Source organism: Leclercia sp. M50 (assembly GCF_037150775.1).
GTDB lineage: Bacteria > Pseudomonadota > Gammaproteobacteria > Enterobacterales > Enterobacteriaceae > Enterobacter.
On sequence record NZ_JBBCPK010000054.1, the window covers coordinates 1 to 11831 of the forward strand.

Annotated in this window: 15 protein-coding genes and 1 pseudogene; 7 read left to right on the forward strand and 9 right to left on the reverse strand. The window is 56.9% G+C overall.

Annotated elements, in window-relative coordinates:
* Positions 1 to 123 (forward strand): annotated as a pseudogene (locus WFM46_RS14130) (bifunctional 4-hydroxy-2-oxoglutarate aldolase/2-dehydro-3-deoxy-phosphogluconate aldolase); the annotation flags it as partial.
* Positions 124 to 228: 105 nt separating this feature from the next.
* Here WFM46_RS14130 and purT read toward each other — a convergent pair.
* On the reverse strand, positions 229 to 1407 hold the full coding sequence (gene purT / locus WFM46_RS14135) for a formate-dependent phosphoribosylglycinamide formyltransferase (RefSeq protein WP_336997848.1): 1179 nt from the start codon (positions 1405 to 1407) through the stop codon (positions 229 to 231).
* Positions 1408 to 1555: 148 nt separating this feature from the next.
* Between purT and yebF the strand changes: the two genes are divergently transcribed.
* From yebF to ptrB, 3 genes are all read left to right on the forward strand, one after another.
* Positions 1556 to 1903, forward strand: a complete 348-nt coding sequence (yebF, locus tag WFM46_RS14140; RefSeq protein WP_103180052.1) for a protein YebF — start codon at positions 1556 to 1558, stop codon at positions 1901 to 1903.
* Between the two features lie 87 nt (positions 1904 to 1990).
* Complete coding sequence (locus WFM46_RS14145) at positions 1991 to 2638, forward strand: tellurite resistance TerB family protein (RefSeq protein WP_336997849.1); 648 nt, start codon at positions 1991 to 1993, stop codon at positions 2636 to 2638.
* A gap of 90 nt (positions 2639 to 2728) precedes the next feature.
* Positions 2729 to 4810, forward strand: coding sequence for an oligopeptidase B (gene ptrB, locus WFM46_RS14150; protein ID WP_336997850.1), 2082 nt, complete (start codon positions 2729 to 2731; stop codon positions 4808 to 4810).
* On the opposite strand, the gene exoX is transcribed toward ptrB, so the two are convergent.
* The 3 genes from exoX to WFM46_RS14165 form a co-directional block, all read right to left on the reverse strand.
* Positions 4792 to 5454: an exodeoxyribonuclease X gene (gene exoX / locus WFM46_RS14155; protein WP_103180049.1), complete on the reverse strand. Its 663-nt coding sequence runs from the start codon at positions 5452 to 5454 to the stop codon at positions 4792 to 4794. The two genes, ptrB and exoX, sit on opposite strands and share 19 nt — an antisense overlap.
* 24 nt (positions 5455 to 5478) lie before the next feature.
* Entirely contained in the window at positions 5479 to 6135 is a 657-nt protein-coding gene (locus tag WFM46_RS14160; protein ID WP_103181103.1) for a nitrilase-related carbon-nitrogen hydrolase, read from the reverse strand.
* A 107-nt stretch (positions 6136 to 6242) separates the two neighbouring features.
* The gene (locus WFM46_RS14165; protein WP_103180048.1) at positions 6243 to 6473 is read right to left on the reverse strand and encodes a DNA polymerase III subunit theta; all 231 of its coding nucleotides are present in this window, start codon (positions 6471 to 6473) and stop codon (positions 6243 to 6245) included.
* Positions 6474 to 6609: 136 nt separating this feature from the next.
* Here WFM46_RS14165 and yobA point away from each other — a divergent pair, with 136 nt between their 5' ends.
* The 3 genes from yobA to WFM46_RS14180 are packed head-to-tail and all read left to right on the forward strand — an operon-like array spanning position 6610 to position 8202.
* On the forward strand, positions 6610 to 6975 hold the full coding sequence (gene yobA, locus WFM46_RS14170; RefSeq protein WP_180209317.1) for a CopC domain-containing protein YobA: 366 nt from the start codon (positions 6610 to 6612) through the stop codon (positions 6973 to 6975).
* Position 6976: 1 nt separating this feature from the next.
* The gene (gene copD / locus WFM46_RS14175; RefSeq protein ID WP_336997851.1) at positions 6977 to 7849 is read left to right on the forward strand and encodes a copper homeostasis membrane protein CopD; all 873 of its coding nucleotides are present in this window, start codon (positions 6977 to 6979) and stop codon (positions 7847 to 7849) included.
* Between the two features lie 14 nt (positions 7850 to 7863).
* A complete protein-coding gene (locus WFM46_RS14180; RefSeq protein ID WP_103180045.1) occupies positions 7864 to 8202 on the forward strand; it encodes a YebY family protein in 339 nt (112 codons plus the stop codon).
* Positions 8203 to 8522: 320 nt separating this feature from the next.
* On the opposite strand, the gene WFM46_RS14185 is transcribed toward WFM46_RS14180, so the two are convergent.
* The 5 genes from WFM46_RS14185 to WFM46_RS14205 form a co-directional block, all read right to left on the reverse strand.
* Positions 8523 to 9608, reverse strand: coding sequence for a tyrosine-type recombinase/integrase (locus WFM46_RS14185; protein ID WP_336997852.1), 1086 nt, complete (start codon positions 9606 to 9608; stop codon positions 8523 to 8525).
* Entirely contained in the window at positions 9577 to 9849 is a 273-nt protein-coding gene (locus tag WFM46_RS14190) for an excisionase (RefSeq protein WP_336997853.1), read from the reverse strand. Before WFM46_RS14190 ends, WFM46_RS14185 begins: the two co-directional genes overlap by 32 nt.
* Positions 9850 to 9913: 64 nt before the next feature.
* On the reverse strand, positions 9914 to 10153 hold the full coding sequence (locus WFM46_RS14195) for a DUF4060 family protein (protein WP_088902320.1): 240 nt from the start codon (positions 10151 to 10153) through the stop codon (positions 9914 to 9916).
* The gene (locus WFM46_RS14200; RefSeq protein ID WP_336997854.1) at positions 10140 to 10742 is read right to left on the reverse strand and encodes a morphogenetic protein; all 603 of its coding nucleotides are present in this window, start codon (positions 10740 to 10742) and stop codon (positions 10140 to 10142) included. Before WFM46_RS14200 ends, WFM46_RS14195 begins: the two co-directional genes overlap by 14 nt.
* 34 nt (positions 10743 to 10776) lie before the next feature.
* On the reverse strand, positions 10777 to 11820 hold the full coding sequence (locus WFM46_RS14205; protein ID WP_336997855.1) for a RecT family recombinase: 1044 nt from the start codon (positions 11818 to 11820) through the stop codon (positions 10777 to 10779).
* Positions 11821 to 11831: the final 11 nt, after the last annotated feature.

Sequence of the window (11831 nt, forward strand, 5' to 3'; positions counted from 1 at the left end):
GCGCTGAAAAGCGTGCTGTGCATCGGCGGCTCCTGGCTGGTGCCGGCGGATGCCATGGAAGCGGGCGACTGGGATCGCATCACTAAGCTGGCGCGCGAAGCGGTAGAAGGCGCGCAGCAGTAAGATTCAGGTATTGTGCGCGTTTTTCACCGGGTGGCAGCTTCGCCTTACCCGGCCTACCATAAACGTCAAATGCCATACAAAAACGGGCCAATCGGCCCGTTTTTTTTATCCTGCTACCTGCACGCTGGCGGCCGCGGTTTTCGCCCGCTCAACGGCCTCTTCCACGCTGTCGCCCGTCGCCAGCGCCACGCCCAGACGACGCGAGCCGTCAATCTCCGGCTTACCAAACAGACGCAGCTGCAGGCCAGCGCTCACCGCGGCATCGACATTATCGAAAGTGACGTTCTGGCTGGTCAGCTGCGGGAGGATCACCGCCGACGCTGCCGGGCCATACTGACGCACGCCGCCAACTGGCAGACCAAGGAAAGCGCGAACGTGCAGGGCAAACTCGGAGAGATCCTGCGAAATTAAGGTCACCATACCGGTGTCGTGTGGGCGAGGGGAGACCTCGCTGAAGATAACCTCGTCGCCGCACACGAACAGCTCCACGCCAAACAGCCCATGGCCACCCAGCGCCAGCACCACTTTACGGGAGATCTCTTCGGCGCGCGCCCGGGCCAGCGGGCTCATCTGCTGCGGCTGCCAGGATTCACGGTAGTCGCCATCTTCCTGGCGATGACCAATCGGCTCGCAGAAGTGGACCCCATCCACGGCGCTGACGGTCAGCAGGGTGATCTCAAAATCAAATTGCACGACGCCTTCGACGATCACGCGTCCGGCGCCTGCGCGGCCACCCTGCTGGGCGTAATCCCAGGCCTTGTCCAGCTGTTTGGCGCTGCGCACAAAGCTCTGTCCTTTACCGGAGGAGCTCATCACCGGTTTAATGATGCACGGGTAGCCAATGTCAGCGACAGCCTGCAAAAAATCATCTTTGCTGTCGGCGAAACGATAGCGTGAGGTGGGCAGGGAGAGCTCTTCCGCCGCCAGACGCCGGATACCCTCCCGATTCATGGTCAGCTTCGCAGCGCGGGCGCAGGGCACCACGCGCTGGCCTTCGGCTTCCAGCGCCAGCAGGGTATCGGTGGCGATGGCTTCGATTTCCGGCACCACGAAGTGCGGTTTTTCTTCATTGATCAGGGCGCGCAGGGCATCGCCGTCGAGCATATTAATGACGTGGGCACGATGCGCAACGTGCATCGCTGGCGCATCGGCATAACGATCGACGGCGATCACTTCGATACCTAAACGCTGGCACTCAATGGCCACCTCTTTACCCAGTTCACCTGAGCCCAGCAGCATCACACGCGTTGCTGCCGGACGCAGCGCAGTTCCTAAACGAGTCATAATGATTCCCCTGAAAAAGTTGCGCGCAGTATAAACGAAAACGTTTGCGTCTGTCTTGTGTTGCGAAAATCTGTCGCGCTTACGGAGGGTTATTTGCATCGCGGCATTTTTCGACCATGCTTTTGTTGAACCAAAACAGGAGAGCATGATGAAAAAAACAGGGGTAGCGATAGCACTGCTGGCCGCCAGCCTGACGGCGCAGGCCGCAGAGGAGAAAACCGTGAAATTTCCCACCTGCGAAGGGCAGAATGCCGAAGGTATTGCCGCCAGCGTGAAGCGGGATTATCTGCAAAACCGCATCGTGCGCTGGGCGGACGATCAGAAAACCCTGGGACAGGCCGATCCGGTGGCCTGGATCAACCCTAAGCAGGTGAAAGGCGAGAAAGATCGCTGGACGGTACCGCTGACGGTGCGAGGCAAAAACACCGATATCCATTATCAGGTGAAGATCGACTGTAAAGCGGGTAGCGCGCAGTATCAGTCGTCGAAGAGGTGAATTTTCGCTTCTTTTGTCGCCATAGACATTTCCTGACATCCCCTCGCTTACGCTGTGAAATTCATCCACCGTTAAGTGAGGGTAAACATGTCAAACTGGCTGAATCAATTACAGTCTCTGCTCGGGCAGAAAGGGTCGTCATCCGGTGAAGGCCTGAGCAAACTGCTGACGCCGGGTGCGCTTGGCGGCCTGGCCGGATTACTGGTAGCGAATAAATCCTCGCGTAAATTACTGAGCAAATATGGCACCGGCGCGCTGCTTGCCGGGGGCGGTGCCGTTGCCGGTACCGTGCTCTGGAACAAGTACAAAGAGAGAATTCGCAGCGCGCATCAGGGCGAGCCGCAGTTTGGCCAGCAGGCGTCGCCGCTGGACGTGCGCAGCGAAAGGTTGATCCTGGCGCTGGTCTTTGCCGCAAAGAGTGACGGGCACATCGACGATAAAGAGCGGGCGGCCATCGAGCAGCAGTTGCGCGAAGCGGGCGTGGAAGAACAGGGCAGGGCGCTGGTGGCACGTGCTATTGAGGAACCGCTCGATCCTGCACGTCTGGCCCAGGGGATCCAGAATGAAGAGGAGGCTCTCGAACTTTACTTCCTGAGCTGTGCGGCTATCGATATCGATCACTTTATGGAGCGCAGCTATCTTAATGCGCTGGGCGATGCGCTGAAAATCCCGGCAGACGTGCGGGATGGGATCGAGCAGGATATTCGCCAGCAAAAACAAGCGCTCCCCGGCTAGTTTTTTACGCCTTGCGGAGCCGTTTCGCTTGCATCGTGCGCATGTTTTGCCAACCTTATAGGGTGTTAAACGTAGAAGAATCATAACGCCATGCCACCTAAAGCCCAACGCATACCGCACGCTCTCACCATGCACGGTGACACGCGTATCGACAACTATTACTGGTTGCGCGACGATACCCGCTCAAAGCCGGAGGTGCTGGACTACCTCCACGACGAAAACGACTATGGCCGAAGGATCATGGCGACGCAGCAGGCGCTGCAGGATCGTCTGCTCAGCGAAATGGTTGAGCGTGTCCCGCAGCGTGACGTCTCGGCCCCCTGGAGTCGAAATGGCTATCGTTACCGGCACATTTATGAGCCCGGAAACGAATATGCCATCTACCAGCGCCAGTCGGTACTTTGCGCCGAATGGGAAGAGTGGGAGACGCTGCTGGATGCCAACCAGCGTGCGGCGCACAGCGAGTTTTATACCCTGGGCGGCATGGCGGTATCGCCGGATAACGCCATCATGGCGCTGGCGGAAGATTACCTCTCCCGACGACAGTATGGTTTGCGTTTCCGCAATCTGGAGACCGGCAACTGGTATCCGGAGATGCTCGATAACGTTTCACCCGACTTTATCTGGGCCAACGACTCTGAAACCGTCTACTACATCAAAAAGCACGCCACTACCCTGCATCCTTATCAGGTCTGGCGGCATACGGTCGGTACTTCATCGAGAAGTGATGAACTGGTATATGAGGAGAAAGACGAAACCTTTTACGTCAGCCTGCATAAAACCACCTCCAAACACTATGTGATTATTTTTCTCGCCAGCGCCACCACTACTGAGGTGCTGCTGCTGGATGCCGAGCTGCCGGACGCTCAGCCGCTGTGCTTTATGCCGCGTCGCAAGGATCATGAGTACAGCCTCGATCACTTCCAGCACACCTTCTATTTGCGTTCCAACCGGGAGGGGAAAAACTTTGGCCTCTATAAGACCAAGGTACGAGATGAACGCAAATGGGAAGTGCTGATCCCGCCGCGGGATCAGGTGATGCTTGAAGGCTTCACCCTCTTTACCGACTGGCTGGTGGTTGAAGAGCGCCAGCGCGGGCTCACCAGCCTGCGGCAAATCAACCGTAAAACCCGCGAAGTGATTGGCATCGCCTTTGACGACCCCGCCTATGTCACCTGGATTGGCTATAACCCCGAGCCGGAAACGTCGCGCCTGCGTTACGGTTACTCCTCTATGACCACCCCGGACACCCTGTTTGAACTGGACATGGACACCGGGCAGCGCCGGGTGCTGAAGCAGGCTGAGGTGAAAGGGTTTAACGCCGATCTTTATCGCAGCGAGCACGTATGGATTGTCGCCCGCGACGGCACCGAAGTGCCCGTCTCGCTGGTCTATCACAAGCACCATTTTCGCAAAGGTAAAAACCCGATCCTCATCTACGGCTATGGCTCGTACGGCTCCAGTATTGACGCGGATTTCAGCGGTAGCCGCCTGAGCCTGCTCGACCGGGGGTTTGTCTTCGCCATCGCCCATATCCGCGGCGGCGGCGAGCTGGGGCAAAAATGGTACGAAGATGGCAAATTCCTGAAAAAGAAAAACACCTTCAATGACTACCTGGATGTCTGCGAGGGACTGCTGGAGCTGGGCTATGGCGATCGCAAACAGTGCTTTGCCATGGGCGGCAGCGCGGGCGGCATGCTGATGGGCACCGTGATTAACGAACGTCCAGGACTCTTTAAAGGGGTGATAGCGCAGGTGCCGTTTGTGGATGTCCTGACCACCATGCTGGACGAATCTATCCCGCTGACCATTGGTGAATATGAAGAGTGGGGCAATCCGCAGGATGAGACCTACTATCGCTACATGAAAGGTTACAGCCCCTACGATAACGTTGGCGCGAAAGCCTATCCTCACATGCTGGTTACCACCGGTTTACATGACTCCCAGGTTCAGTACTGGGAGCCCGCGAAGTGGGTGGCGAAGCTGCGGGAAATGAAGACCGACAATAATTTACTGCTGCTCTGCACCGATATGGATGCCGGGCATGGCGGGAAATCCGGTCGCTTCAAATCCTACGAAGGGGTGGCCCTGGAGTATGCCTTTCTGGTTGGCCTGGCCCAGGAGACGTTAACCAGCCAGGCGGCAGAGGCCGATCAGGATCCGCCCAGATAGTGCTTCAGCGTCAGACGCAGCTCGGGACTCATCCTGTCGAGGTTATTGTACAGCCAACGGAGATAGCCCGGATCCTTGTCTGCCACTTCCGCCACCGCTTTGCCGCGGTATTTGCCGAAGGTAAAGGTGGTCAGCAGCGCCGGGCGTCCGGTGATGTCGGCCATCTCATCCGGCGTCCAGCCGGTGGTGTTCATGATATCGATCAGCAACGCGGCGGTGATGTAGCAGTCATACAAGGCCCGGTGGTGGTGCAGCCCTTCCGGCGTCCGGACGCTCAGTTTGCGCGATTTGTAGAGCGCCATATTGCTGTATTTAATGCCCGGCCATAAGCGTCGCGCCAGCTTCATGGTGCAGATCCACTCTCCGGGCATCTCGGGCAGTACACGGCGATCGAAGCTGGCATTGTGCGCCACATACCAGGCGCTCCCGTGGTACTGCGGGATCACCTCTTCAATCCAGGGTTTATCGGCGACCATCGCCTCGGTGATGCGGTGGATAGCCATCGCCTGCGGGCTGATGGGGCGATCCGGACGTACCAGATGGCTGCGTGGATTGACGATCTGCCCGTTCACAACGTCGACAGATGCCACTTCCACAATCCCCCCCTGCAGGTCACAGGTTTCGGTGTCGATGACACGTAGCATGGCTCTCTCCTGGCCGTAAAAGGCTTAGCGTAATGGAATGATATCACCTTGCCAACCCTGCTCAACAAAGCGCCCGGTCAATAATAGCTCACCCCGATCGGCGCGGACGATTAATTGCCCACGGGCATCCCACAGCGCGCTCCCGCCATCACGGTTCGCCATCAATACGGCGATAGCATAGCGATGGGCAAAACGCTGTAGCTGGGAAAAGGTGGCTGACCAGCCTGTTTCACTTACCGCCATGCCGCGGGTAAACAGGGCGGCATCGGGAGCGATATTGGGCAAATCGGGGTGAGAATCAACGATACTCAGGCCACCATGCCTGCTCTCCAGGCAGGCCCCTGCGCCATGGGGATAAAGGGCGGCATCAGGCTGGTCCGGGGTAAACCAGGCCAGGCCAGGCTGGCGCTCTCCCCTCACTTCTACGGTCGTTCCGGCAATCACCGAGACGTTATGGGCGCAGGCGGCATCAACAAGCGGCGCCAGCTGATGGCTGTCGGGCGGGGCAGGAAGCTGGCCATCGGGCAGGGCAGGGCCCGTTAAAGAGAGCTCCGGGAAAAGCACTAAATTGCACTCAAGCTTCGAGGCGGCGGAGATAAAACGCAGGTGATGCGCGATGTGTTCATCAACGCGGTGATGGTTCAGGCGGTACTGTGCGGCAGCAATATTCCAGTGAGACATCGTGATTTCCTTATACACCGAGTCGCAGAGATTCATAAAGTCCATGAATATAACATGGATTTCTATCCTGGCATAAACGGTGTAAGGAAATGTAACGCTGGTTAAGCTTACTTAACTTTTGGCTCCCACGGCAGGCGTGAGAGGTTGACGGAGTTTAATCGATGGGCAATCAGGCGCTCCCGAAACCAGTCACGCAGGTGCGACGGTTGCTCACGCTCCACCACTTCGGCGATCACCGGCATGTTATAGCGCTCTTTGAACGCCACACCTGCGGCCGCCAAATCAACATTCACTTTGTCCATCTCCTCCTGGGGGAGGGTGGCGAGATTAATATGCATTACCGTCTCCTTCATTTGCGGGCCAACGTTACCCAAACGGCGGGGCGTTGACAAGCCCGGGCAGGATGATCCTCGACTGGACCATTATACAGCGTTATCCTCTGGTAATCAGGCATAACAAAAAGGAATATATGTGATGACTAAACACCTTACCTGCACCCTGACGTTGCTGCTGGCGACGCTCACGACACCCATTGTTTTTGCTCATGCTCATTTACAGCATCAATATCCCGCGGCAGACGCTGCTGTAGATGCGGCGCCTCAGGCGTTGACCCTGAACTTCTCCGAGGGGATCGAACCCCGTTTTAGCGGCGTCATCCTCACCGATGATAAACAGCAGCCCGTCGCACTCGGGGCGGTAAAACGCAACGAGAAAGACCCGACCCAGCTGATCGTGCCGATGACCTCTTCACTGACGGCGGGTACTTATCAGGTGAAGTGGCATGTGGTCTCCGTAGATGGTCATAAGACCGAGGGCAGCTACCGTTTTAGCGTGAAGTAAGATGCTGGCGTTCTGCTACGTTACGCTGCGCTTCGCGCATTTTGCTGCCCTGATGGTGCTGTTTGGCAATGCCCTGTACGGTGCATGGCTGGCCCCCGTTGCGCTGCGGCGGCTGATGGTGCGTCGCTTTCGCGGCCAGCAAAAAAAGATCGCGTTTATCAGCCTGCTCGCGGCGCTGATGATGCTGGCGCTACAGGGCGGCATGATGGGTAACGGCTGGCCAGATGTGGTCAGCCCATCTATCTGGCAGGCGGTACTCACGACCCATTTTGGACGGATCTGGTTATGGCAGATGATCCTGGCCCTGATTACACTCTGGGTCGCCTGGATGCAGCCGGGAAAAACCATGCTGCTGATGCTGTTCTTTACCGCTGCGCAGTTTTTCCTGCTGGCAGGAACCGGGCATGCGGCGTTGCATGATGGGATAACGGGCCTGATGCAGCGCAGCAACCATGGCCTGCATCTTTTATGTGCCGCAGGCTGGCTGGGGGGCCTGCTGCCGCTGCTGTTTTGCCTGCGCCTGTCCCGTGGACGCTGGCGGCGAGCCGCCGTTCACACCATGATGCGCTTCTCGCGCTACGGGCATCTGGCGGTGGCGGGGGTGATCCTCACCGGAATGGCAAATATTGTACTGATCCAGGGGTGGGTACTGCCGTGGCACTCGGCCTGGGGGAAAATGCTGTTGGTGAAATGTGCGCTGGTGGTAATGATGGTGGTAATTGCCCTGGTGAATCGGTATGTTCTGGTGCCGCGGTTTCGTTCTGGCGACGGACGCGAGCAACGCTATTTTATCAGGATGACGCAGAGTGAGGTTGTGCTGGGGGCGCTGGTGCTGGCGGCAGTCAGCCTGTTCGCGACCTGGGAACCCTTCTGACGAGGTGGAATACAATGAAAAAAACAGTACTTTCTTTCTTATTGCTGGCCTGCTCCGGCGCGGCACTGGCAGCTCCGCAGGTGATCACCGTCAGCCGGTTCGAAGTGGGTAAAGACAAATGGGCGTTCAACCGTGAAGAGGTGATGCTGACCTGCCGTCCGGGACACGCGCTCTATGCCATTAACCCCAGCACCCTGGTGCAGTATCCCCTGAACGACGTGGCGCAGCAGCAGGTCGACAGCGGTAAAAGCAACGGCCAGCCCATCTCGGTTATTCAGATTGACGATCCGGCAAACCCGGGGCAAAAGATGAGCCTGGCGCCATTTATCGAGCGCGCGAAGACGCTCTGCTAGCTTCCCGCTTCCAATAAAAAAACCGCAGGCTTCTCTTCGGAAGCATTGCGGTTTTTATGTTTAAGGAGAGACTAACGCTTTTTTTCAGGCCACTTTTGCTGCGGACTGGAAAACCTGGCGTCGTCATCTATTCTTAAAGTGCAAGGCGACTTAGCCTGCATTAATGCCAACTTTTAGCGCACGGCTCTCTCCCAAGAGCCATTTCCCTGGACCGAATACAGGAATCGTATTCGGTCTCTTTTTATGTCTTTGTTTTATATGGGTTTTTTCGGTGTCCTCACGAAATCCCACGAATATTACTCGAAATGTCCATATCCTGTCTAAACCATAACATACTCTGCACCGCGTGCGTCCAGGTATTTTTTCGTCATTGTTAAATTTTTGTGGCCCAGTAATCGCTGTGCAAAATCCTCGCCACGTTCCTTTTCATAGAGTCTGCTCGCCAAGCTCCTGATCTCATGGTACGGAGGCGGGTTAGGCCCAAATTTTAAAGCAGTCGCATCACGAACGTCGGCAAACGCCTGCGTTAATCCGTCGGGGGTTAACGGCCCCGGCTTTCTCCCGCCGCGCCTTACTGGTGAATAAAGCATAAAATCAGTCGGATTATTCACCCTGCAGCGCTCGATCACATCCCCCAGGACCAGGCCGACGGCCTCCAGTCTCAAATCGAGAGGGAGCGCTAACTTGTGCCCGGTCTTTTCCTGAGTAACGAACAACCTGTCTTCTTTTACATCACTGAAACGGAAAAGCGAAATATCTTCGCGGCGCTGACCAGAAACCAGGGCAAGATCGCACGCATTGGGCAGCCATTCCGAATGAGTGAAAGCCGCCTCCCTGATCACAACAAAATGCTCGAGCAGCAAACGCTCACGTTTAACCTTCGGCGTCGGCGTTCGTGTCGGCTCCGCCGGGTTCCTCTCTATATGCCCCTCCACGATTGCCTCCCTGAATATGTCCAACAGTACCGAACGCAAGCCGGCAGCCATGCTCTTCTTATCGCATAGGATGTAAGACTCCAGGAAGTTCGATATGTCCTTTGTGCTGACTGACGACAGCGGCGTGCGGCCGAACTCATCATTAATAGTGGCGATCTGATTTCGCCTGACCTTCATCGTATTGGGCTTCAGCTCTCTTCGCTCCAGAATTACCTCGTAACGCTCAAGCCACGCCGACACCGTGAAAGTCGGCGCGTCTTTAATGCGGTCCAGAAGTGAGGACGGGAGGTAGTTCTGGTCGATGTAGTTGTTGGCTTCGATTGCCTGGGCGACGGCGTCTTTTCTGTCGATCCGGCCAAGAGATATTTCCTGGCCGGTTGTCGGATTTCGCCAACTGTAAAGCCTGTCTCTTTTGCGATAGGTCAGGTTACGGGGCAGATTAGCGTCGTAACGAACTGGCCTTTTCGCCATGAGTCAGTCTCTCCAGTAAGGTACCGCCAGTTGGCAGCTTCAGGTGCTTAGGTTTTTGACGCAGGTTCTTTTTGCTCGGGTCCACATATGTGGCGTCTTGCTGAACCTTATATTCTTTTCCGTGGAGTTCAGGCGCAGGATAGATGCGGCCCTCTCGTGCCCAGCGGCGAAGAGTGGAAAGGGAAGGCGGCTTTGAGTAAGTCAGGTCTGCCCATTCCTGTAAATTTAGAAGCTTGGCCATATAACCTCCTGCTTCCGACAACTCATTATAAAGTTGCCGGAAAAGTGTTTGTGATATTTCAATATCAGGCGGCTTGGCCTGGTAAAGATCGCAGGCGGCGCATGCCGGTCATAGCTGTGGCCACGTAGCTTGCTTTGCGGTTCACCACCTCCACCCAGACCTTGACTCCTTCCACCCGCACCGTGTATGTCTCTTTCATCCGGCTGCGCCCGTAATTGCCGTAACGTTCCTGATGGGCCGCCAGGGCGATGTCGCAGGCCTGACGCGCCAGCGGTGACTGTGTGCTGCGGTTAATCAGTCGCATGGTCATCTCCTTCGATACGCTTAAACTCGATCACCCAGACCCACGGGTTGGCCTGCCAGTTGTCGTCGCCGTAAATGGATTTCCACAGGCTACGGAAACCAAGGAAGTGCTTATCACCAATGACGCAACATTCAGTCGGAGCGCCCTCGGCTTTTGCATCTTCTTCGCTGATGCTGTTCAACCGCTCTACCCGCACACCAGTGATCTCCAGCAGAATGCGGCTGGCCCAGCGCGGCATGTGGATGGATGGACGCCAGCGTATATCCTCAGCCGGCGGTACGTTCTCGTAATGCGAAGGCACATGCGCAGGGTAGTTCGCCCGGTAGATCTTCAGATCCGGCGCCCCGGCACCTGCTTCTGCCCACGTTTCCCGCACCCAGATGCGATCGCCTGGCTTACCGAACGGACTATTCCAGTAGTTGCCCGCCGCCATCTCACCGGCCAATTCATTTCCTGCTAACTCACAGCCCATGTTCTTATCGATTACCGGGAACTTAACCGGGCGCCGGGTCTGCGTCTTTCGGCAATCCAGAATCGCCCGCACCATCTCTCCGTTGAAAATCATTCCGCGTTCTGTAATTTTCGTCATCTCGTTACCGGGAGGGCGAACCCTCCCGCCTCCCTTAAGCCACGTATTCCGGTTTCATATCTGCCAGGGTGATGCTGAACTTATCGTGCAGCTCTTCACTCAGGTGGCGCTTCGCCGTCGCCAGCAGGCGCTCAGCTTCCGCGAATTGCTCAGCTGCGCCCGGCTCGCCAGACTGCGGCAGGGAGTTAATCGCTGCGTCAACCGCATTGCGGTGCTTCACCAGGTGATAACGGCGCGTCGCCTTATTCTTCAGCTCCGTAAACAGGGTGGTGCCGAGCGCGGCTTTGGAGTCATTGATTTCATTGCCGACGCTGGTAGCTTCATCGAGTGTTTCTGCCTTCTCAATGCGATCCCGGAACTCATCCGCCAAGGCATCAACGTTGGCGGCCGATTCCTGCGCGCTGTGAGTGGTTGTTACGCTGTCACCTTTGATATCAGCCAGGCTCACGCGCTGGGCGGGTGCCGGGTTGATCTCCTTTTCGGTGCGCGGCTCAACTTCATCCGGGCTGTATACGCCGAGGATGACCTCAGGGCAGTACAGGCGCGCCCAGTACTTCACCGCGAGATAAGCGATCTGCTGCTTGGGCGCCGTTTTCCACAGCGGTGAGTTCCGGGTGGTGATGTCGGCCAGATAGATATTCTCGCCCCAGGTGATATCAGTTTCGCCGCGCAGGACAGCGCCAACCCGGACAAACAGGCCCAGCTCATCGCGGCCGTCTTTCTTGCCGGCGATCTTTTCCCAGTCGCCGCCATATTTGTAATGGAAGCGGCCCACGATGGCGCTGGAGCTGGAGATCACCGCGTTGACCAGCTGCGCTTCGTAACCCAGCACGCCGTTGACCAGGTGCGTTTTCTGCGCCACGGCGTAAGGGTTCATGCCCCACTGCATGGCTTGCATGACGATCGCCATACAGTCGGCAGGTTTCCCTGCCAGGTGCTTCGGTACAGTCACAGCAGACTGCGCCATCAGCTCAGCAAAGGCGGTCAGCTGGCCGAGTGCCTGCACGTTGAATACTGCGTTGCTGGCAGAGATGGTATTCGGAGTCTGTTCAGCAGCGATAATGTTGGTGTTTTGCATGGTCATTCTCT

Bases quoted from the DNA above. Each gene is read 5' to 3' on its own strand.
- purT (WP_336997848.1), bottom strand. From the start codon at position 1,407: ATGACTCGTTTAGGAACTGCGCTGCGTCCGGCAGCAACGCGTGTGATG.
- yebF (WP_103180052.1), top strand. From the start codon at position 1,556: ATGAAAAAAACAGGGGTAGCGATAGCACTGCTGGCCGCCAGCCTGACG.
- WFM46_RS14145 (WP_336997849.1), top strand. From the start codon at position 1,991: ATGTCAAACTGGCTGAATCAATTACAGTCTCTGCTCGGGCAGAAAGGG.
- ptrB (WP_336997850.1), top strand. From the start codon at position 2,729: ATGCCACCTAAAGCCCAACGCATACCGCACGCTCTCACCATGCACGGT.
- exoX (WP_103180049.1), bottom strand. From the start codon at position 5,454: ATGCTACGTGTCATCGACACCGAAACCTGTGACCTGCAGGGGGGGATT.
- WFM46_RS14160 (WP_103181103.1), bottom strand. From the start codon at position 6,135: ATGTCTCACTGGAATATTGCTGCCGCACAGTACCGCCTGAACCATCAC.
- WFM46_RS14165 (WP_103180048.1), bottom strand. From the start codon at position 6,473: ATGCATATTAATCTCGCCACCCTCCCCCAGGAGGAGATGGACAAAGTG.
- yobA (WP_180209317.1), top strand. From the start codon at position 6,610: ATGACTAAACACCTTACCTGCACCCTGACGTTGCTGCTGGCGACGCTC.
- copD (WP_336997851.1), top strand. From the start codon at position 6,977: ATGCTGGCGTTCTGCTACGTTACGCTGCGCTTCGCGCATTTTGCTGCC.
- WFM46_RS14180 (WP_103180045.1), top strand. From the start codon at position 7,864: ATGAAAAAAACAGTACTTTCTTTCTTATTGCTGGCCTGCTCCGGCGCG.
- WFM46_RS14185 (WP_336997852.1), bottom strand. From the start codon at position 9,608: ATGGCGAAAAGGCCAGTTCGTTACGACGCTAATCTGCCCCGTAACCTG.
- WFM46_RS14190 (WP_336997853.1), bottom strand. From the start codon at position 9,849: ATGGCCAAGCTTCTAAATTTACAGGAATGGGCAGACCTGACTTACTCA.
- WFM46_RS14195 (WP_088902320.1), bottom strand. From the start codon at position 10,153: ATGCGACTGATTAACCGCAGCACACAGTCACCGCTGGCGCGTCAGGCC.
- WFM46_RS14200 (WP_336997854.1), bottom strand. From the start codon at position 10,742: ATGACGAAAATTACAGAACGCGGAATGATTTTCAACGGAGAGATGGTG.
- WFM46_RS14205 (WP_336997855.1), bottom strand. From the start codon at position 11,820: ATGCAAAACACCAACATTATCGCTGCTGAACAGACTCCGAATACCATC.